Source organism: Hyunsoonleella sp. 2307UL5-6, assembly GCF_047345485.1.
GTDB lineage: Bacteria > Bacteroidota > Bacteroidia > Flavobacteriales > Flavobacteriaceae > Jejuia.
Genome location: NZ_JBLFEN010000001.1, coordinates 633,823 through 656,150, shown reverse-complemented (window position 1 = coordinate 656,150; position 22,328 = coordinate 633,823). Strand labels below are relative to the sequence as shown.

19 protein-coding genes are annotated in these 22,328 nt (G+C 29.4%); 1 reads left to right on the top strand and 18 read right to left on the bottom strand.

Annotated elements, in window-relative coordinates; all coding sequences use genetic code 11:
• Nucleotides 1–46 precede the first annotated feature (46 nt).
• The 17 genes from ACKGJY_RS02900 to ACKGJY_RS02820 all read right to left on the bottom strand — a co-directional run bounded on the left by ACKGJY_RS02900 (nt 47) and on the right by ACKGJY_RS02820 (nt 18,593).
• Complete coding sequence (locus tag ACKGJY_RS02900) at nt 47–643, bottom strand: formyltransferase family protein (RefSeq protein WP_413972341.1); 597 nt, start codon at nt 641–643, stop codon at nt 47–49.
• Nucleotides 627–1,235 carry a sugar transferase gene (locus ACKGJY_RS02895; protein ID WP_413972340.1) on the bottom strand — a complete coding sequence of 203 codons (609 nt, stop codon included), beginning with the start codon at nt 1,233–1,235 and terminating at the stop codon, nt 627–629. Before ACKGJY_RS02895 ends, ACKGJY_RS02900 begins: the two co-directional genes overlap by 17 nt.
• A 22-nt stretch (nt 1,236–1,257) precedes the next feature.
• Nucleotides 1,258–1,512, bottom strand: a complete 255-nt coding sequence (locus ACKGJY_RS02890; protein WP_413972339.1) for an acyl carrier protein — start codon at nt 1,510–1,512, stop codon at nt 1,258–1,260.
• Entirely contained in the window at nt 1,509–3,002 is a 1,494-nt protein-coding gene (locus ACKGJY_RS02885; protein WP_413972338.1) for an AMP-binding protein, read from the bottom strand. The genes ACKGJY_RS02890 and ACKGJY_RS02885 overlap by 4 nt, the downstream gene beginning before the upstream one ends.
• A gap of 11 nt (nt 3,003–3,013) precedes the next feature.
• Nucleotides 3,014–4,111 carry a hypothetical protein gene (locus ACKGJY_RS02880; protein ID WP_413972337.1) on the bottom strand — a complete coding sequence of 366 codons (1,098 nt, stop codon included), beginning with the start codon at nt 4,109–4,111 and terminating at the stop codon, nt 3,014–3,016.
• An 84-nt stretch (nt 4,112–4,195) separates the two neighbouring features.
• Nucleotides 4,196–5,347, bottom strand: a complete 1,152-nt coding sequence (locus ACKGJY_RS02875) for a glycosyltransferase family 4 protein (RefSeq protein ID WP_413972336.1) — start codon at nt 5,345–5,347, stop codon at nt 4,196–4,198.
• A 1-nt stretch (nt 5,348) separates the two neighbouring features.
• The gene (gene asnB, locus ACKGJY_RS02870; RefSeq protein ID WP_413972335.1) at nt 5,349–7,259 is read right to left on the bottom strand and encodes an asparagine synthase (glutamine-hydrolyzing); all 1,911 of its coding nucleotides are present in this window, start codon (nt 7,257–7,259) and stop codon (nt 5,349–5,351) included.
• Nucleotides 7,246–8,409: a glycosyltransferase family 1 protein gene (locus ACKGJY_RS02865; RefSeq protein WP_413972334.1), complete on the bottom strand. Its 1,164-nt coding sequence runs from the start codon at nt 8,407–8,409 to the stop codon at nt 7,246–7,248. The genes asnB and ACKGJY_RS02865 overlap by 14 nt, the downstream gene beginning before the upstream one ends.
• A 2-nt stretch (nt 8,410–8,411) precedes the next feature.
• Nucleotides 8,412–9,467 carry a glycosyltransferase gene (locus tag ACKGJY_RS02860; RefSeq protein ID WP_413972333.1) on the bottom strand — a complete coding sequence of 352 codons (1,056 nt, stop codon included), beginning with the start codon at nt 9,465–9,467 and terminating at the stop codon, nt 8,412–8,414.
• A 21-nt stretch (nt 9,468–9,488) separates the two neighbouring features.
• The gene (locus tag ACKGJY_RS02855) at nt 9,489–10,061 is read right to left on the bottom strand and encodes a serine acetyltransferase (RefSeq protein ID WP_413972332.1); all 573 of its coding nucleotides are present in this window, start codon (nt 10,059–10,061) and stop codon (nt 9,489–9,491) included.
• A complete protein-coding gene (locus ACKGJY_RS02850; protein WP_413972331.1) occupies nt 10,048–10,854 on the bottom strand; it encodes an O-antigen ligase family protein in 807 nt (268 codons plus the stop codon). The genes ACKGJY_RS02855 and ACKGJY_RS02850 overlap by 14 nt, the downstream gene beginning before the upstream one ends.
• Nucleotides 10,855–11,265: 411 nt before the next feature.
• Nucleotides 11,266–12,342, bottom strand: a complete 1,077-nt coding sequence (locus ACKGJY_RS02845; protein ID WP_413972330.1) for a glycosyltransferase family 4 protein — start codon at nt 12,340–12,342, stop codon at nt 11,266–11,268.
• Between the two features lie 17 nt (nt 12,343–12,359).
• Entirely contained in the window at nt 12,360–13,331 is a 972-nt protein-coding gene (locus ACKGJY_RS02840) for a glycosyltransferase family 2 protein (protein ID WP_413972329.1), read from the bottom strand.
• Nucleotides 13,321–14,868: a lipopolysaccharide biosynthesis protein gene (locus ACKGJY_RS02835; protein ID WP_413972328.1), complete on the bottom strand. Its 1,548-nt coding sequence runs from the start codon at nt 14,866–14,868 to the stop codon at nt 13,321–13,323. Before ACKGJY_RS02835 ends, ACKGJY_RS02840 begins: the two co-directional genes overlap by 11 nt.
• Nucleotides 14,869–14,915: 47 nt before the next feature.
• The gene (locus tag ACKGJY_RS02830) at nt 14,916–16,199 is read right to left on the bottom strand and encodes a nucleotide sugar dehydrogenase (RefSeq protein WP_413972327.1); all 1,284 of its coding nucleotides are present in this window, start codon (nt 16,197–16,199) and stop codon (nt 14,916–14,918) included.
• Nucleotides 16,200–16,210: 11 nt separating this feature from the next.
• Entirely contained in the window at nt 16,211–17,590 is a 1,380-nt protein-coding gene (locus tag ACKGJY_RS02825) for a nucleotide sugar dehydrogenase (protein WP_413972326.1), read from the bottom strand.
• 19 nt (nt 17,591–17,609) lie between these two features.
• Entirely contained in the window at nt 17,610–18,593 is a 984-nt protein-coding gene (locus ACKGJY_RS02820) for an SDR family oxidoreductase (RefSeq protein WP_413972325.1), read from the bottom strand.
• A 571-nt stretch (nt 18,594–19,164) separates the two neighbouring features.
• Between ACKGJY_RS02820 and ACKGJY_RS02815 the strand changes: the two genes are divergently transcribed.
• Nucleotides 19,165–20,985 (top strand): Ig-like domain-containing protein, encoded by a 1,821-nt coding sequence (locus ACKGJY_RS02815; RefSeq protein ID WP_413972324.1) that lies wholly within the window; start codon nt 19,165–19,167, stop codon nt 20,983–20,985.
• Between the two features lie 103 nt (nt 20,986–21,088).
• Here the strand turns inward: ACKGJY_RS02815 and ACKGJY_RS02810 are convergent, their stop codons facing one another.
• Entirely contained in the window at nt 21,089–21,982 is an 894-nt protein-coding gene (locus tag ACKGJY_RS02810) for a glycosyltransferase family 2 protein (protein WP_413972323.1), read from the bottom strand.
• Between the last annotated feature and the right edge of the window lie 346 nt (nt 21,983–22,328).

The following is a 22,328-nucleotide window of genomic DNA, read 5'->3' as shown; positions in this document are numbered from 1 at the left end:
GTTAATTTGGTTTGTAAAGCGATTCTATATCTTTATGGAAAATATTTTATAGAAAGTGACTGTCTTCAATTTTTTTAATTGTTTTTAAAATAATCTTTTTTCCTTTTTTTGCAAATTTCGGGTATAGTGTTTCAAAGGTTTCGTTTTCTGATACTTTAATAGCACTTTGGCATAAAATAGACCCTTCATCTATATTATTATCTATAATATGAGTTGTTATTCCTGTTATTTTCACACCATAATCTAATGCTTCTTGTATGGCTGTTTTTGTAGCCAAAAAACTAGGAAATAGTGATGGGTGTACATTGATAATTCTGTTAGGGAATATTTTTAGCATAGGTTCTTTTATGATGTATTTAAAATTTAGCATAAAAATATAATCAATACCTCTTTTTTTTATTTCTGAAGTTAATTGTTCTTGATAACTTATCGAGTTTTTATAATCTTTTCTTAATACTTGTAGTGTTTCAATGCCATGTTTTTCTGCAAAGTCTTTAGCACCACAAGGTTCTACTTCGTAAATCACCAAATTTATGGTAGAATTTGCTAGTTTACCTTTAGTAAATGCTTTAAGAGTATCTTTAGCATTTCTGCCCCAACCCGTAACTAAGATTGCCCATTTAATTTTATGATCTAATTGCATCTAAATCTTGAATAACTGAATTTGGATTTACCACCACATCTTTTGCGACGATACTATTTTTTATTGTTTTTATAAAAATTTTAAAATCTAAAGTAAGGCTTAGATTCTCAACATACTCTATATCTTTTTTTAGTCTATCGTCCCAATTTAATATATTTCGGCCAGAAACTTGAGCTAATCCAGATATACCAGGTCTTATTGTATGACGTTTTTTTTCTGTTTCGTAATAATAAGGTAAGTATCTAATTAAAAGTGGTCTTGGTCCAATAAAACTCATATCTCCCTTTATAATGTTTATGAGTTGGGGTATTTCATCTAGTGATGTTTTTCTAACTATTTTTCCTAAAGAGGTTAAACGCTCAGCATCTGGTAAATAATTCCCGTTTATATCTTTTTTATCAGTCATTGTTTTAAATTTAATGATACTGAAAATTTTTTCGTTTTTCCCCGGTCGTTTTTGAATAAAAAAGGGAGTGCCTTTATTTGCTATAGTTAGTGCTATTACTAAGATTAAAAAAATTGGTAAAACCAGTAATAATCCTATTGTAGCAGCAATCAGATCTAACGGTCGTTTAAAAAAAAATCGGTACATTTTGAGAGTTTAAACCTTAATATTAACTATGCATTAGGTTTTGTTCTTTTTCTATGGCTATTACTAGGTCGCCAATAGTATCCATATTCATTAAATCCATAAGTTTGAATTTTATGTTGAAGGATTGTTCTATATCATTGATGATCATCATATGGGTAATAGATTCCCAACCATCAACATCATTTGCTGTTGTAATTTCTGTTAACGTAAAATTATTATGTTCTAAAACCTTACTAAACGATTTAGAAATTTTATCTAAAATATCTTGATTTTTCATTTTTTTACTGTATTTCTTAATTGTTTTCTATCTATTTTACCATTAATATTATGAGGTATTGTATTAGTAAATTTTATTTGTGTTGGTATCATGTAGTTTGGAAGCTTACTTTTTAAAAACTCTTGTAGTGCTTCTGTATTAAATTCTTTAGATTCAATAATTAAATATAGCTCATTATTTCCAGAATCATTATTAATGTCTAGTACTACAAAATTATGATCAGTTATTATTTTTTTAATGTAGTATTCTATTTCTCCTAATTCTATTCTATAGCCTTGTATTTTTACTTGAAAATCGTTTCTACCTACATACATATAATCTCCCTCATGATCTTTATAGCATAAATCTCCACTTTTGTAATATCTTTTTGTTCTACCATTAACAGTTTTCACAAAAAAAGCTTCTTTGTTTTTGATTTCATCTTGCCAGTACCCTGGTGTTACTTGCTCTCCAGTAATTGCCAATTCGCCAACAGTGCCATCTGGCACTATGTTTTCATTACCATCAATTATTAAATATCCAGTGTTTTTAAATGTTTTTCCAATGGAAATAATATTATTTTTATTTTTTCTTTTATGTGGAGGTGTATATAAATAATAGCCACAATAAATTGTAGTTTCTGTTGGGCCGTAATAGTTAATAATTTGGGCATTTGGTATACATTTATTCCAAGCATTAGCAACATCATCAAACAGCTTTCCTCCCGCAAAGCAAGATACTTTTACCTGTGGTGCATTAATCTCAGCAAAATATGGTTTTAAATAATTAATAATAGAGGGTACGGTAATTAATACGGTTAATTTATACTTTTCAAGTAAGCTATAAACATGCATGTATTTAATTTTACCTTTGGGAATTGTATAAATAGATGCCCCGTAAAGTAATGGGAGTAGGTAAGATACTACAGACATATCAAAAGTTAATTCAAACATTTGCAAGCATCTATCGTTTTCGTTTAAATTAAAATAGTTGTCATGGTGTAGCTCTTCAGCAAAAGCGCTAATATTTTTAAAACTTATAGGCACACCTTTTGGTTTTCCTGTACTTCCAGATGTGAAAATAATGTAAGCAATACCATCTTTATTGCAAGGTTTAGGTACTAGAGTTTTAGGTTTAAAATTTATTTTTGCTGTGTTAACAAGCTTTAGGTTTTTAATTGGTAGTGTTTCATTACGAGAATTTAGTAAGGTGCTACAACCTACAGATTCTAAAATCTCTACATTTCTGTTTTCTGGAAATAATGGGTTAATGGCAACATACCCTTTGTTTTCTAACCAAGCAGCAATAATACTAGCGTAAGTATATATATCATCGTGTGCGAATAGGCCAACTATTTGCTCTTCATTATTGATGTTTTTTTGAATTGCTAATCTTATTTTGCAAACTAAATCATTAAATTCTGTATAAGAATAATTTATATCATTAATACAAAAGGCTGTATTAAAGCTGTGCTTTTGTATAGAACTGTATAGTTTATTAATTAACTCCATATAAGATATTGTTATGCAAAATTGCCATCTCTATCATTTATAATGGCATGTTCAAAATCAATATTCATGTCGTTGTGTGCTAAGGCATATAGTTTTCGTTTATCGTTATGTAAATGTATAAACTGATTTTCAATATATCTACCTAGTTTTTCGTTTTCAGTTTGAATATTAGTGGCTTTCAATTTCACTATATTTTCAATAATAGCATTAGCGCAAAGCTCTAAATAATCGTCCTCACAAATAAAATATCTAACCATAACCTCATTTCCGCGTATTAAAAATGATGTAAATCCTATAATTGTATTCTCTTTTTTTATAATGTAGCTACTATTGTAAACCCTATCATAAACACTGCTAATTAAACATTTTTTGGGGTACTTGTTTCTTATAAGTGCATTGGTGTATTGGTTATTATCAATTTGCCAACTTATATATTCTTTTGATTTTGGTATTAAATCCTTTTTGCAAAAAGGTGCAATGAATTGCCATAATAGTTCATCTACATCAGATACATATTCGTAGGTAAGGTGCTTTGTTTTTTTCTTTGCTTTTAAACCATTTAAAAATGATATAAGAGTTAGTGATGTGTTATCTAATGTTTTAACTATTCCTTTTATATTTTTTAATACATTAATTTTAGTTAAAACAATATTAGAATCTAAATTAAAAATGATGTAGTATCGTGTACGGTAAGCAAACTCAGTAAAAGGTTGTTTACGGTAGTACTCTTCTATATCCTTACCAAGAAATTTAACAACGGCTTTGTTATTAACAGCATTCATTGCAACACTCATTGTGTAGGTTGGTAATATAGAGTCTTTATATTTTTTTGATATCCACCAACGCCTACTCCAAAATATTTTTTCAGTACCAGTTTTTGTTGAAATAATATCAGGAACCAAAAAAATGAAAGAAATAACGGTTTTGTTTTCTGTACCAATAATTGCACAGATATCATGGTCGTCTATTCTTTCGTTTCTAAGTATCCAATTTGCTTTACTTTTAGAAAATGGCATGTGTATAACATCACTATCCCAATACGTGTTTTTTAGAATAGCGTCTCGTAACTCCTTTTTTGTTAAAGAAATAATGTTAATATCTTCTCCCATTAATTATTGTTATAGCTTACACATATATAATAAATGTGCTTTACAAAATTAAAATAATCTATTTTTTAGAAGATATATTTCCCACTAAAGGCTATTATATTCTTTAAGAAGGGCATTCCATACTTCTGTCCGCTCATAATTAGAAACAATTATTTTTCTGGATGACTTTCCCATAGTTATTGCTATGTCTCTGTTATTTATAATATGTAGCATTGCATCATGTAATGCGTTTTCGTTCTTTACAGGAATAATTATACCATTTTTTTTATTTTGAATAATTTCGTTACAGCCGTTAATATCAGTTACTATACTTGCCAATTCCATAGCGGCTGCTTGCATAACTACATTAGGAAAACCTTCTCTATAGCTAGGAAAGGTAAGTGCATTTGCTATAGAAAAATAAGGCCTTACGTCATCAACCCAACCTGTAGTAATAATATTTTTATTAGAATTTATAATACGTTCAGATTCAGGTAATAATGGGTCTAGTTGTTTTTCATAGCCTCCAACTAATAACAGTGTTATATTGTTATGTGTTTGATTGAGTCTAGAAAATGCACTAATTAACTCGTTAAGCCCTTTATCAGTTACCATACGGCCTAAAAAAATAAACACAAAATTATCAATAGGGATATGTAACTTTTCTTTTAAGTCTTTTTTACTTTTAATATCATAAAGTGACGGATTAAAAAAACCAGTATCAATGCCATTAGAGCTTCCTTTGCCTATAACCTTAAGTTTTTGTTTTGAAGTAAACTTATGATCTAATATAATATCTACTAAACCATAAGAATTAGGGTATATTTTAGTAGCGTTAAGATAGGTTATTTTTTCTACAGTATTAAGAATAAAGCGTTTAAAGCCAGTGGCTTCTACTAAAGGTAAGCCAGCTATGGTATGAAGTCTATGTGGTACTTTAGCTAAAAATGCAGCTATCATACTTAATGTACCTGCTTTTGGAGTATGAGAATGTACAATAAAGGGTTGCTCTTTTTTGAAAATTTTATATAGTTTCCAAACGGCCTTTAAATCTTTAAGTGGTGTAATTTTCCTTGTCATTTCAACAGGAATAACTCTAACGCTTTCTTTTGTGCTTACTTTTTGTAAGTTGTTTTCTTTTCCAGAAGAGGATATGCCTATAACTTCAAAATATTGCGACATGAATTTTAATTGTCCTGTTAAAAGACCTCCTAACGATTCTGGTACAGTAGTAACTCTAATAATTTTCTTTTTCATCTTAGATACTATTGTAAATATTGTGATACCATTTTTGAAAACAATAAAATGTCCATACTTTAAACGTGTTATCTTCTTTTCCTGATATATGATTTTTTACCAAGTTTATCATTGCATCTACATTAAATATACCTTGGTCTATCAACTCTTTTTCAGTAATATAACTTTCTAATTCAGCTCTAAGACTAGATTTTAGCCAATCTCCAACAGGAGCACCAAACCCGCTTTTACTTTTCTCTAAAAAATCTTTAGGAAATTGATCTCTAAAAGCTTCTTTAAGAATGTGTTTTTTATTCCAACCTTTCATTAAAAAATCTTCTGGTAGTGTATTTGTATAGTTCCAAACTTTTTTATTCAAAAAAGGTGCTCTACATTCTAACGAGTTTAGCATACTAGTTCTGTCTACTTTAACTAGCATATCACCTTCAAGACTCGTAACTTTATCAATCCATCTAAAATCTGTTAAACTTTTTGGGTGTGTTATACCAGTATCATTTTTATAAACATCAAATAAATCGTCATTTATATATTTGGGTAAAAGAAAATCTCCCAATGCATTTTTTTGAAATCCTAAAGATAAAATATCCCAATAATAATCGCCACCATTATAGTCTATAGAGTTTAATAATCGCTTAATTCTAAATCTTCTACCTCTATTATCACTTGATGTTTTTAGTAAAGGTGAAGTGGTGTTTTTTATAAACCCATGAAGCCCTTTAGGAATTAAGTTAGTGTATTTGGTGTTTAGTTTACCTATGTAGTATTTATTATAACCACCAAAAACTTCGTCGCCACCATCGCCTGTTAACGCTACTTTAACATGTTTTTTTGTTCTGTTAGAAACTAAGTAAGTGGGTAAGGAGGAAGAGTCAGAAAAAGGTTCATCAAAATTCAATAATATATTGTGTACATCTTCAACTAAATCTTTCTCATTAATAATAAATTCATGATGATTACTATTTATAAGTTTAGCTACAACTCTAGACTTATCACTCTCATCGTACGATTTTTTTTCAAAACCTATGGAAAACGTATCTATTGGTTTATTTGCAAATTGTGATAAGCATAAGGATACTACTGAAGAGTCTACACCACCAGAGAGAAATGTGCCGATGGGTACATCAGAAACGGCTCTACTGGTAACGCTTTCATACATTAAATCTTTTACGCTTTGTTTTGCTTCATCAAAAGAAATATCAATTTTAGGTATGGTATTATTTGTCTCTTTTTCAATTTGGTGTATTGAAAAGTTATTATCTTCAATATTATATTCTATGTAGTGGTTTTGTTTAAGCTTGTGTATGTTTTCATATATGGTATAAGGCGCAGGAATATAGGTAAGTCTAAAATATAAATTTAAGCCCTTGCTGTTTATTTTAGGTTTTTTATCAATAACGTTAACTACAGATTTTAATTCTGAAGCCCATACAAATTGATTTTCGCTTTTGTAATAATACAATGGTTTTTCTCCAAAGAAATCTCTAGCTATAAATAATTTATTTATATTTTTATCATAAATACTAAAACCAAACATACCATCTAGTTCTTTAAAAGATGCTACGCCATATGTTTCATAAAGTTTTAAGATAACTTCTGTATCACTAGTAGTATTAAAAGTAACTCCTGCTTTTTTTAATTTTTCTTTAAGCTCTCGATAATTATAAATTTCTCCATTAAAAACGATAACTATACTTTTATCATCAGAAAAAATAGGTTGCTTACCAGAACTTAAGTCTATAATAGAAAGCCTTCGCATGGCCATACCTATGGTTGAAGAGCTTGTATTCTCACAAAAAACACCATCTTCGTCAGGACCCCTATGAAAAATTAAATCATTCATTTTAGAGAGATGATTTTTCACCTTTTGTTCGCTTTGGTTTTGTAATGCTATATATCCGTTAATTCCGCACATTTTGGTTTTCTTTTAAATAGAAATTTTGTAAGTTTTTGGCGTTTTCATAAATGTCATAACCGCCTGTTTTAATTTTATTTAATGTATCTTCTCTTTCGTAATTAAGGCTTTTAATTACAATGTTGGCCCACTCAGTTTCTGGTGTTTCTAAGCTTACATAAGTAACAAGTCCAGTTATATTAACTTCTTTGGTAACTGTAGTTGATGTAATAATTTTTAAACCTGAAGCTTGAGCTTCTACAGCTGTTACAGGTAACCCCTCGTATAATGAAGGGAATAAAAACAAATCGAAACTTTGTAGTATTTGGGGTATGTCCTTTCTTAAACCAAGGAAATATACATTTTTTTGTATTCCTAAGTTAGCAACTTCTTTTTCTATTTTTGGTTTTAAGTTACCATCTCCAACTAATACTAACACACAATTATTATTGTGTTTATAAACTTCATAAAATATTTTTAGTAAGAAAAAATGATTTTTTTGTTCATTAAATCTTCCTACGTGCCCAATAACTTTTTTACCTGTTAAATTAAGCGCTTTTTTAATGTGTTGAGATTTTACTTGATTATAGGTAAATAGAGAGGCATCTATAGCATTATTAATTACGGTAACGTTCTGTTTATTGTTTTTTCCGTAAAGCCAATCTCCAGCTTTTTCCCCACAGGCAAAATAGTGCGTTGCCACTTTTTTTACTTTTTGTCTAATAAGCGATTGTATAGTATCTTTTATAGTAGCTTTAATATCGGTATTTTTTTTAAAAATGTTTTGAAGTACAGTAGCTTCAACAGCTAGATGGCTGTGCGCTATTCTAGTTGACACATTTTTATTTTTAGCAACACCTAATATGATACTACTTAATGCATTTAAGTGCGAGTGTACAATAGTGTAATTTGGGTATTTATCAAAAAAAGCATTCAGTTTTTTCTTGTATTTAAAGTAGTTTTGAGGTGCAATTGGTGGCATTCTATAAATTTTACCTCCAAGAGATTCTATTTCATCATCAAAAAAACCTCTTTCTTCTCTATGCAATAAAAAATCAAATTGAATCTTAGTTCTATCTACATGCCTATAATAATTCATTATCATAGTTTCTGCACCACCTAGGTTCATTATCGTTAACACCTGTAAAACTCTAATAGGTTGTTGTTCCATAATTATTTAAATAGCGCTTCGTATTGTTTTAAAATTGTTTTCTCGTTAAACGTATTAGCAACCGAAGCCCTAATATTTTCAGGTTTCAAATGTAATCTATTGTTTAAATAGTAAAGATATTCCTCTTCGTTTTCTACTAAATAACCGTTAACCTGATGTTTAAGTATCTCTTTTGTACCACCTGGAACATTAAATGCTAGTACTGGAGTGCCAACAAAACAACTTTCTAGAACGGTATTTGGAAACCCCTCTACATAAGAGCCTTGAAGAAAAAGATCACTTTCAGCGATGTATTTAGAAACATTGTCTGTAAACGTAATTTGAGTTATTTTAGATTTAAGGTTGTACTTTTCTATAGTTTGATTAATCTTATCATTAAAAGGACCATCTCCAATTAAAGTATAATGAAAATCAAAATTTAGTTGAGAAAGTAGCTTTAATATGCGTAGTTGGCCTTTTTCTTTGCTTAATCGTCCAACAGTGATAAACTTTACAATAGCATTATTATTTTTTGTATTATTTTTAAGAGGTATAGTTTGCGTTATTGGGTTGTTTATAATAGTGATTTTATTTTCTGGGATATTATAAATATCAATAAAGTCATTAGCCATATCTTTAGATTGGCAGACTACCATATCAATTTGTTTGTAAGCTTTTAGAGCTAAAGTGCTGTAGATACTTTTATTTTGAGTCTGATTATGAATTTCACTCATTTTAGATACCACGCTAGCTTCTCTAATAATAAACTTTGTTTTTGAAAAAAAAGGTGCCATTAATCCCATAACAGTGTTAAGATGACCAATAGAGCTTAAAACAAAGTTTTGTTTGTGTTTTAGCAAGTATAAAAAAATACTTGGTACTGCTGTAAACACTCTACTTTTTTCTAAAAACTTTATATTAATGCCTTTTATAGTATATGCAGCGTCTTTTTTATAACCAGTAACTAGCAATGTGCTTTCAAAAATATTTGCGTCTATATTTTGAGCCACAAAAGATATAACGCGTTCTGCGCCACCAGCTGTAAGTGTAGGTAATATAAAAAGTACTTTAGTTTTCATAATATGGAGGTAGAAGTATTTTTAAATATGTTTAATAATTCTTCTAATATCTATGTTTTTTATTTTTTTTGCTGGGTTTCCAGCAAGTAATATACCATCTTCATTAAAAGATTTGTTTACCACAGCATTTGCTCCAATAGCTATATTATTTGCTATATTTATATTTCCATAAATTTTAGCACCGGGCGCAATATACACATTATCACCAATTTGTGGTGCTTCTGGCTGCCCTCCTGATGCTCCAATATTAGTACACGCATGTATTCTGCAATTTTTGCCAACTTTGGTATTGCTATTAATTACAATAGTACCGTAATGTACGATGGATAAACCAGGGCCAAATACATTTGGCGGAATAGAAAACCCAAGTTTTAAAGACTTTTTTCTAAATTTATACTTTACTACATTAAATATTAACTTATTTAAAACTCCAGTTTTAGAGTTTTGATAATATTCTAGTTTACGTAATGTTTTTTGAAAACTCCAAATGTAGTTTGGGGCTATCAATTCTCGCAAAAAGTTTACTTTATCTATTCCAAGTGCTTTTTTGTCTTGGTTAAGATATGATACATAATCTTTTTTATTCAGTATCATACTGTTTGTTTTTTATTTTATTGTCTATATAGTAGGCTAGATAAACAAATACAACCATTAAGTAGGGTTGATTTATAATGGTTTGTAGGCTTAGCATGAACATACAAAACGATATTAATATAGCTAATGCAAAAAGCCTAGAGCTCATATCAATTTTAAAGATGCTTTCAAAATATTTAAATAAAAGTATTACAAAAACTATAAGCGCTAGTATACCTGCATCAGATAAAATGTATAAATATGTATTGTGCCCATGATGGTGGGAGCCAAACTCTAATCCGTTTCCTATAAAAGGACTTTGCTCTATATATTCCATAAGTTTGGCAACAAAAGTGTCTCTTCCAGAATCATCCACATTTTCAAAATCTAATTTTAAAAGGTTTACAAAATTATCAATTTTGCTTTGCTGTCTTGGATTTAAATCTATAATACCTTCTAAAAGCGAACTTAAGTTAAGTAGTGTAAAATATGCACCTATTAGTATAACGGGTAATATTAACAATCGTTCTCTGGTAAAGTACTTGAAGTTTAATAAACCGAAAGACATTATAAAAACTACAAATCCTGTTGTGGAATATGTTAAGTATAAGGCGTATACTGATATAGCTAATAATAATACTTTTAGTATTTTTTGAAAAATATTTTTTGTTATAAAATATTGATGTATAAAAATGTATCCTAAAATCCCTACGAGTGCAGCATTATTAGCGTCTCCGTATAGCCCTTGTGCTCTGTCTAACTTATAACTAATAGATATGTTGTTTTTATACAAGTCATAGTCAAAATTAATCATTACAAAAAATATAAGGAAGACATTAGCTATACAGAAAAGTATAAGAGCAGTAATCTCAAATTTTCGCCTATTTTCTTTAAATCGAAAATAGGAATGGTTTCCTATGAAGAATATTACTGGCACCAATGAAGCCAATAAGGAAGATTCAAAATAGTCATGATAAAAACTTGCTATCATAGACATTACGTAGTAAACAAAAAAAAATGGTGCCCACAAAATGCTAAGTTTAGAGTAAGCTTCTTTTCTATTTATCAGAAGGCTAATTCCAACTGCAATAAAAAGGATATTACTATAAGACAAAAGCTGTCCAAATGTTGGCGAAAAGTAAAGTGATATCCAACCTTGTATATTTAAAGTATTTACAATGAGAGGATATAAAAAACAAAAATCAATAATTCTTTCTCTGTTCACTTATTGTAATTCTAAAATTAATTTTTCCCATTTATCACAAATCAATTCTACATCAAATTTAGAAGTAATTTTATTTGCATTTTCAGATAATCTAAGTCTTAGGTTTTCATCTTCAATTACTTTAGTTATATGCTTTTGCATCATGTTTTTGTTTTGGTTTTCTACCAGTAACCCATCAACATTATGTGTTATAATATCTGATGGACCACTAACACAATCATAAGCAACGCAGCACATAGATTGAGACATACATTCGATAAGAGCCATGGGTAAGCCTTCGGTTCTTGATGATAAAACAAAGATTTCGCTACTTTTCATCATAGATTGAATGTTATTTGCTAAACCAGTAAATATTACTTGATTTTTTATGCCCAATTCTTCTACAAGATTATTTAAAAAAGTTAATCCATCATTATTAGAATTACCAACAATTTTAATTTTCCAATCTTTATGTTTATCTAAGATTGGTTTCATGATCGGTAACAAATTGTCAAAACCCTTAATATTATATTTGTCTAATCCACCAATTGCTAATATAACTTTTTCTTTTGAAGTGTTTTTACTCTCGCTTAATTTGAAAGAGCATGGATTAGGCATTACAATTACATTTTTAGTGTAATTTTTATAATAGTCAAAATCATATTTTGTTAGTACAGTTATGAAATTAGCATATTTGTATAAGTGTTTTCTAGTAAAAACTACAAGAGATTTATTTGTACTTGTTCTTGTATGGTTTGTATGTTCAGACGCAATTATTTTTATACCTAATAGTTTGCATACTAGAATTGCACTTAAGCTTGTTTGGGTCATAAACGAAATGGCAACATTAGGTTTATTATGTTTATTGTTTTTGTAAAATTTAAATAAAGCGTATGTGTACGATAAGGTTTGATTTTTTATGTTTTTTTCTTCTAAAAAAAGATGCTGGATCTTTTCATTTAGTTCGTATTCAATTGCATCTTTAAAAGTTAAAACCCTAACATTGTTTCCTCGTAAAACTAGATTATTTGCTAGTGTAACTAAAACCCTTTCGGCACCACCTCTTCTTAAACTTGTTATGATAAAGTCTATTTTCATAATAGGGAATTATGGATTTATCTAATGGTTAATCTTCTTCGAACTTTATTAATACTAAGTATAAATGAAAATAGCTTAACAGGTAAATATTTTGCAGCTTTTACTCCAAATGCATGAGTGTCGTCTCCAAAATAATTGGTGTCAATTAATTTTTTTAGGCGGTTACGTATTTTCCAATCTGGGTCTAAGTGTGCGTAATAATTAATATATTTATAGTGATAAGTAGACGCGTATAATAAATTAGAGGCCACGGTTTTCTTTAGTTCAATATTATCGTCTTTAATATTTTTTTCTATATACAGTGCAGCATCAAGAGAATCTAATTTTTTAAGTGTATATGGTTTTTTTGTAACGCTAGCAGGGTTGTAGTAGTAATTATAAAACGGATATTGTAAATACACATTTTTCTTAGCTCTATTAAAAACTTCAGATGTAAAATATACATCAGGCGCATTTTTGCCAACAACAAATTTTATGCCATCAGATACACTTCTGGTATACATGCGAACACAAACAGAAAATCGTTGATTTTTTATAATCCTTTTAAGTGCATCAATTCTCGTTTCTATTTTAACCTTATGTTTTTCTTCATCAAAAGGCACTAAAGTTTCATTTAAATTCGAATATGCTAAATCGCATTCTACAACTTGGGCGTCGTATTTTTTTAGATAGTTTAAGAGTGTTTCTATCATATTTAATTCTATCCAATCGTCACTATCAATAAACATAAGATAATTTCCAGTAATAAATTTTAGCCCTGTGTTTCTTGCTGCACTTTGACCCGCATTTTCTTGATGAATAACTTTTATAAAATTATACTTATCTGCAAGGATATTACATACTTGTTTACTGTTATCTGTAGAGCCATCATTAACTAATATGATTTCAGTATTTTTATGTGTTTGCTCTATAATACTATTCACACATTTATCAAGTAAATGCTCTACATTATATACGGGAATTATAATGCTAACTTTATTATTTTCCATCTTGATATTTTTTTAAAATCAATAATTTGGCTCTTAGTACTATATCTTTAAAGCCTTTGTTAAATATATATAGTGTTAAGAAATATATTATACTAAAAACAATAGTTATTTTAATTGCCGAAAATGACCACTCTAGATAGTTTTCAAATTTAAACGTGGCATACTTGACTGCTATGTAATGGAAACAGATAAATGATACAATGAATGAAATTAATAATTTTAAAAAACCAATCCAGTATAAGCCACAATTAATTTTAAATCCTCTTTTGTATAAATAATACGGTTTCCAAATTATTATAATTAACAACAAACTCACCAAAGAGCCTATCATAATACCCAATATACCATATTTGTAGCCTAGTGCCACAGAAATAACAAGATTGATGATTGATTGTGCAATTGGCGCCCAAGTATCATCATACAAACCATAAGCTTGTTTAAAATTATCAACTGGTCCACGAATTTGCATTATAAATAAGTTTAATAGCATAACCATAAAAATAGCACTATTTAAAATATATTTTTCTCCAAGCCATAACGCGATAAAAGGCTCTGTAAGATAAAATAGAGCAACACATATTGTACCTGCTATAAAATATCTTAGAGACATCATTTCCCAAAACACTTTTTTTATGGTGTTTTTGTTATTCTCTGCTACTACATTTCCTATACCAGCAGCAGTTCCAGCAAATAGGTTATTTAGCAAACCTAATAGATTCATGAAAATAAGTTGGTAATTCCCAAAAAACGCAACACTTTCTAAATTAACAAAAGCAAAAATTAATAATTGATCTGTGCCATTTAAAACAAAGCCTCCTATTTTATGAACTACTATTTGTTTTATTTTTTTTATTATTTCAGGAAATTCTTTTAAAATACTTTTGTTAGACTTATACTTAAGGTCTAACCAAGGGTAAATTTTTTGTATTTTTCTTCTAAGTGTAAAGCTGTAAATGATAGCAAAAAACAATTCTATACCAATCCACAAATAATAATTTTTAAAATAAAGAAGAACAACTGATTGAAGAATTAATCTAAATAAAGTAAAAGATTTATAATACTGTGTAACTACATATCCTTTTTGATCTGCTTCAAGTAGTATTAAATGGTAGTTATAAAAATAACCAATGAGGGTGCTTGACAAATAACAATAAAATACAAAATAAATTATGGTATATGAAAAATCTACATCTTTAAAAATTAAAGTGAAGAATAGAGAAACAACCACACCTGTTATTAAAGTGATAAAGCCAACCTTTTTGTAGAGATTTCCAAAAAGGGCTAATATTCTATTAATTAACTCATAATTTTTTTTAAAAATAGGCTTGTATAATGTAAAACCTATTGCTGTGCCTATACCTAATTCTGCTAAGTTAAGGAAGCCTAAAATACCTTGTAAGGTGGTGGTAAGTCCAATAAAGTCATCCCCTAAATATTCTAAGAAAATTTTTCTTGAAAAAAAATTCGCAAAAATTGTTATCACATAAAAGAGGACTCCAATTTTTGCGTTTTTTAAAGTTTTAGATACTCTAGACATCTAGTATAGTTTTAGCTTTAATATATAATAGATGTCTTTAGTAGATTTTATAACCTATGGCTTAAATTAGATGAAGGAATAATGCCTTTAACATCGTAAATTAATCCATTATCTTTTAATAAGGTAGATAGATTTAATTCTAAATATTCCTTATGTGCTACTGTTAAAACAATAGCATCAAATTTACCTTCAGGTAGTTTTTGTACTGTATCTAAATCATACTCATGCATAACCTCTTTTGGATTTGCCCAAGGATCATAAATAATAGGGTCAGTACCATAAGATTTTAATTCGTTTATAACATCAACAGCTTTTGTGTTTCTTACATCAGGGCAGTTTTCTTTAAAAGTAATACCTAATACTAAAACTTTAGCCCCTTTAATTTTAATATCTTTTTGGATCATTAGCTTAACTACCTCAGCAGCAACGTAATTACCCATACTGTCATTGACTCTACGGCCTGCTAATATAATCTCAGGATGATAACCAACCTCCTGCGCTTTTTGAGCCAAATAGTAAGGATCAACACCTATACAGTGGCCACCTACTAAACCAGGCTTAAAAGGTAAGAAATTCCATTTTGTACCTGCAGCTTCTAGTACAGAATGCGTATCAATATCCATTAAATTGAAAATCTTTGCTAATTCATTAACAAATGCAATATTAATATCTCGTTGAGAATTTTCTATTACTTTGGCTGCTTCAGCTACCTTTATTGTAGGTGCTAGGTGGGTACCAGCTGTAATTACATTTTTATATAAATTATTAACTTTTTCACCTATTTCTGGAGTAGAACCCGCAGTAACTTTTAATATTTTATCTACAGTATGTAATTTGTCGCCTGGGTTGATTCGCTCTGGTGAGTAACCAGCAAAAAAGTCTTTATTAAATTTTAAACCACTTACTTTTTCTAATACTGGAATACACTCATCTTCAGTAACACCAGGGTATACTGTAGATTCGTAAATAACGATATCTCCTTTTTTTAGAACTTTTCCAACGGTTTCACTGGATTTATAAAGTGGTGTTAAATCTGGCCTATTATTTTTATCAATAGGTGTTGGTACAGTTATTACATAGTAATTGCAATCTTTTATATCATCTAAATTATAAGAACAAATTAAACCATTTTTATCATCGTTTTGTGCTTTTAAAACAGCTTTTAAAACATCAGACTCTACCTCTAAAGTTGCGTCGATACCTTTTGATAATTCATTAACTCTATTTTGGTTAATGTCAAAACCTATAACATTATACTTAGTTGCAAAAAGTCTAGCTAATGGCAGGCCAACATAGCCTAATCCAATTACTGCAATTTTATCTGTATTCATAATATATTTAATTATTGACCGATGGCATAATATTCAAAACCAATCGCATTCATGTCTTGTTTACTTAATAAATTTCTACCATCAAAAATAAAGGCAGGTTTTTTCATTTCGTTATATATTCTCTTCCAATCGTAAGTTTTAAATTCATCCCACTCTGTTAAAATCGCAATAGCATGTGCATCTTTAACCGCTTCATAAGGATCTTTACTGCACTCAACAGCATTTTTGTTTTCTTCTTCAGACCTAGTATTTAAATAATTTAAATCTGTTAACATTCTTTCACAAGAAACTTTAGGATCAAAAACTGAAATTTTAGCTTGTTCGTTTAATAGGTGGTCTGTAACATAAATTGCAGCAGATTCTCTAGTATCGTTAGTGTCTTTTTTAAACGCCCAACCTAGAACTGCTATTTTTTTTCCAGAAACTGTGTTGTATAATGTTTTTATAAGTCTGTCAGAAAATCTTCTTTTTTGATGATCATTCATTATAATAACCTGTTCCCAATAATCGGCTACTTCATTAAGCCCGTAGCTTCTTGCAATATAAACTAGGTTTAAAATATCTTTTTGAAAACAAGATCCTCCAAAGCCAACTGAGGCTTTTAAAAATTTCGGGCCAATTCTTGAATCTAAGCCTATAGCTTTAGCTACTTCATTTACATTAGCACCTGTAAGTTCGCACAATTCAGAAATAGAGTTTACTGATGATACACGTTGTGCTAAAAAAGCATTAGCAGTAAGTTTTGATAGTTCTGATGACCATAAATTGGTACGTAAAATTCTATCATCTGATACCCAACTACTATATACATTTGCAAGACTTTCTATAGCTTCATTAGATTCTCCACCAATTAATACACGATCTGGATTTAACAAATCATCTACAGCCGTTCCTTCTGCTAAAAATTCAGGGTTAGATAAGATGTGGAAATTAATTTCGTTACCAGTGTGGTGTAAAATACTTTTAATGGCTTCTGCAGTCCTAACAGGTAAGGTAGATTTTTCAACAACTATTTTATCCGTTTTAGCAACATCTGCAATATTTCTGGCACATAATTCAATATACTTTAAATCTGCAGCCATACCTTTTCCTTTACCATAAGTTTTGGTAGGTGTATTTACAGAGATAAAAATCATTTCAGACTCGTCAATGGCCTTGTCTATTTCAGTTGAAAAAAATAAATTTTTATGTCTTGTTTCTTTAACAATATCGGCTAACCCAGGCTCATAAATTGGGAGTTTTGATACGTCTTCATTATTCCATGCAGCAATTCTATCGGCATTTATATCAACAATTGTTACTTTAATATTTGGGTTTTTCTTAGCTATTACTGCCATAGTTGGTCCTCCAACATAGCCAGCTCCAATACAACAAATTTTGGTTACATTCATTTTTGATTGATTGATTTAATTATAGGTTTTTCCAATACCAAACAACAGCTTCTTTTATACCATCATTAATATTGAATTTAGGATTATAGTTTAATAATTTTTTTGCTTTATCGACTGATGCTAAAGAGTGGGGGATATCTCCAACTCTATTTTCACGATGCTTAATGCTTACATTTTTAATTGTATCATCAAAATCGCTAAGGTGCTTTTTGAGTAATTCTGTTAACTCTAATAAGGTAGTTCTATCACCATAAGCCACATTATATACTGTATTTAAAGCTTTTTTGTTAGTAGTTGTTATGGCAAGCATATTCATTTGCACAACGTTATCTATATAAGTAAAATCTCTTGAGAAACTGCCATCTCCATTAATCATTGGCGATTCGTGATTAATAAACTGCTTTACAAAAAGCGGAATTACAGCAGCATAGGCACCATCTGGATCTTGTCTTCTTCCAAAAACATTAAAATAGCGTAAGCCAATAGTATTTAAGCCGTAAGATTTGTTAAAAATATCGGCGTATAATTCATTTACATATTTTGTAATAGCATAGGGAGATAAAGGCTTTCCAATGGTATCCTCTACTTTTGGTAATGCCTCATGGTCTCCATAAGTAGAAGAACTTGCTGCATATACAAAACGTTCTACATTAGCGTCGCGTGCTGCAACCAACATATTTAAAAACCCAGAAACATTTACATCGTTAGTTGTTATAGGGTCTTTTATTGATCTTGGTACAGAACCTAGCGCTGCTTGATGCAATACATAGTCTACATTATTACATGCAGTATGGCAATCTTCTAAATTCCTAATATCACCTTCAACGAGTTTAAAGTTTTTATCTTTAAGAAAAGGCTGTATGTTTTCTTTTTTTCCAGTTGCAAAGTTGTCTAAGCATATAGTTTTAATATTGTTAGAAAGTAAAGTTTCACACAAATTAGAACCAATAAAACCAGCGCCTCCAGTAACTAATACTGTTTTGTTTTGTAGTTTGTCTAACATTTTTGATTTGGGTTTAATATAATAGCTTGGGCAAATATGTGAAAAAATATTTAAACGTTTACTATTATTATACTAACTATCCGTTTTTTACGATAAAATTCAGCTGAAAAAATAAATTTATTCAAAAAAAGTATAAATGTGCTTTTTATCTATGGATTATGTAATGTTAATGCTTCTTTTTACTGTGTATCTATATAAGTTTTTTGAAAACAACTATTTACATATATATTATGGTTTTTTTTCTAAACGTATACTTAATGATTTATTCTAAGTGAATTTTTATCAGTTATTGATTACTTATTGTATTGCATTAAATATTGTTTTTTAGAGTTGTTATTATTTATCATATGTTTATTAACAATGCTTTTTTTAAATAAATTTAGGAATTACTTTTGCATTTGTTTTTATAATAGGCGTCCATTATTCAATCACTCTCGTATAACAATAAGATGGTAAAATCGACAAAATGCAATTTCTTACAAAAAACATTGGTTATTATATGTTTTTTCGATGAAGTGCATCTATTTAACGATTTACTTACATATATTTATATTCCCTAAATATTATTTAAATGAATTACCTACTTATTAAAACTGATTATTTGATTGTGCTTTTTATTATTTTATTTAGTTTATTTTCTTGCAATAATGAAGCACTTTATGTTATTGAGGAGAATGTATTAATAGAAGATGAAGAAACAATAGTTGAGGAAGAAGTGTCGGATACCTTCGATATTGTTCAAGCAGTTAATGATACCATCAGAACCTCTGAAGATAAAACTGTAGATTTTAAACCCTATTTAAACGATATAAATCTTCCTGAAAATATTTCGTTCACAAATTCATTACCTTCTAATGGAAGTTTAAGTATTAATGATAATTCTACACCTAATGATTTCACAGATGATACATTAGATTATATACCAAATATAGGTTTTTTTGGAACTGATACGTTTGATTATGAAATTTGCGATGCAAACAATGAGGCTAATTGCGACAGTGCAATAGTTACTTTAATAGTAGATCCTGATCCTGTAATTGAAGAGGATATTGCTGTAGAACTTAAAGCTTTTCCTTCAGCTTTTGGGGCAGCCTCAGGAGCTAAAGGTGGGCGTGGAGGAAGGGTTATCCATGTAACTAATTTAAATGACAGTGGTTCAGGGTCTTTCAGGGAAGCAATACAGGCATCTGGTCCTAGAATTATCATATTCGATGTTTCTGGAGAAATAATTACACAAAGCGATATTCGCATTTTAAACGGTGACTTAACGATTGCAGGACAAACAGCACCTGTTGGTGGTATTACCCTTAGAGGGCATCGTTTTGTAATTGAAGATTCGGCAGATGACGTTATAATTCGATATTTAAGATTTAGACAAGATAGGAATAATGGAGGTACCAACTCAACTTTAGTAGGAACATACTCACCTAGTCATGTTATTTTTGACCACTGTTCTTTAGCCTATGGAAAAGATGAAACTATGCTTATATGGGATGATACAACCAAAGCTGGACCACATACAATTTCAAGATGTATTTTTGCCGAAGGTAAAACAGCTGTTATTTTAGGTTCTGGAGTAGATGAGGTGAGAAAACATAATGCAGATGAATACACGTTTCATCACAACTTAATATCTCACATGCATCGTACGCCTAATTTGGCTGGTAATGGACAATTTGAGGTCGTGAATAATGTAATTTATAACTGGCAGATTAGGCTAAGTTCTATATATAACTCTGCGGAGCTTAATCATATTAATAATTACTACAAAGCTGCTTACGCAACTGAAGTAAAACCACCTAATTTTAGTGGATATTACTTTAATAAAATAGGTAGAGGTTTTGATGGAAAAGTTTACACTCAGGGAAATATTTATGAAGGTTTTAATAACTTGAATACAGATAATTGGGGGGCTTGGGCAGATTTTGGTACAAATTTGACATCTAATCAAACTTTTAGAGCTAATACACCTTACCAGAGTCTTGGAGAATTTATTTTAAATCCTGAGTCTGCAAACTCAGCTTTTAATAGTGTTTTAAATAATGTGGGAGCTAATGCTTCGTTAAATGCAGATGGAACAGTAACAAAATGGTTAGATAGTAATGATGCCTTATATATTTCAGATGCCCTAAATGGGACCGATAGTTTTAGTGTAAATCAAGGCAACGGAGTAGAGCCTAGGTGGTATGCAACAAATCCTGTAGTTTCGTTGAATTTTCCAGAGATACCTAATAATTCAAGACCTACAGGTTATGATGATGATCGTGATGGTATGCCTGACGAATGGGAGCTAGAAGTTTTTAAAACATTAGAAAGAGATGGTTTAGGTGATTTTGATAATGATGGATACACCGACTTAGAGGAGTTTTTAAATATAGTTGATAAAGATTAGTCTATTTTTATTGTAGATACTTTAAAACATCTCACACAAATTTATATTTTTATAACATTTTAGTTACTTTAATATTTAGTATTGTTTTATAAAAATATTTTGATTAACCTTTTATTGAATCTCTAATATATACTAACATAGCTACAGGTAAAGACATAATTACTACAAAGCGTGCTAAATTATTTTTTAAGTTACTAAAAAACACAGTTTTACTATGAAAGGTGAATCTAGTATAATGCACTGCAGTTTTAAAAAAAGCTAAAGGGTTGTTCCAAAAATAATCAATAGTATCATTTAAAACACTTGTGTGCCAAATAGCTGAAGCTTTAGCAAATTTTTTGATGGGAGCTTTAGTATAGCTATCTTCTCCTTGTATATATATACGTAGCGTTTGATTTATAAATCTCGTTTTATATTTTCTAGAAATTTTATTCCATATTACAGCCTCAGGATATAATTTAAGATCTTTTGGTTCTGGAAATGGAAATTCTTTTAATACATCTGTTTTTTGAAATCCCCATTTTTCTCCATTAACTTTATGAATATATTTTAATTCAATTGAATCAGAGTCAAAAATATCTTTAGGATATTTTTGCCCTACCAATTCTCCACTTGCATCACGACATAATCCTGTAACAGCAGAAAAACTAGATTTATCTTCAATTTCATTCCACGTTTTATCAAATATTTCTAAAGCTTCAGGAATACAGCTATCATCGCTATCCAAAGGAAGAAAAAGTTCGCCATTAGCTTTTTGTACTCCAAGGTTGAATGCAGTATGTTTACCTCCATTATTTTTTTTAAAATATCTTATTTCAAAATTAGCCTCAGACATCCATTTTTTTATTATTTTTTCAGTGTCATCAGTGGATCCATCGTCAATAATTAACCACTCAAAATCTTTAAATGTTTGAGTTTTTAAACTATCATACACGCGATGTATTGTATGTGCACGATTGTAAGTAGCAGTAAAAACTGTAAAGGTATAATTATACATAAATTCAGGATATTAGCTGTTAATTATTGAAAACAATAATTTTAATTGAAGCAATCAAAAGTATTGAAATTAAAAAGACTTAATAATACAATAAAATCAATTTTCGACAAAAGGATTAGTTTTAGCTATAAATATAAGTTTACTGGATAATTTTATAGAATAAATGCAGCATTGGTTTAAGTAAACAAAATTGTAATGTATGCTGTTTTAATTGATTTAACTTTGTTTCTATATCGACAACATGCAAAGAATATCCACAAACTAAAAGCTTGTTGTATTTAGCCGATTTTAAATAAGCTTTTAGCGAAATAAGTAGTTTGTTACCTGTTCAGACTAAAACAATTAC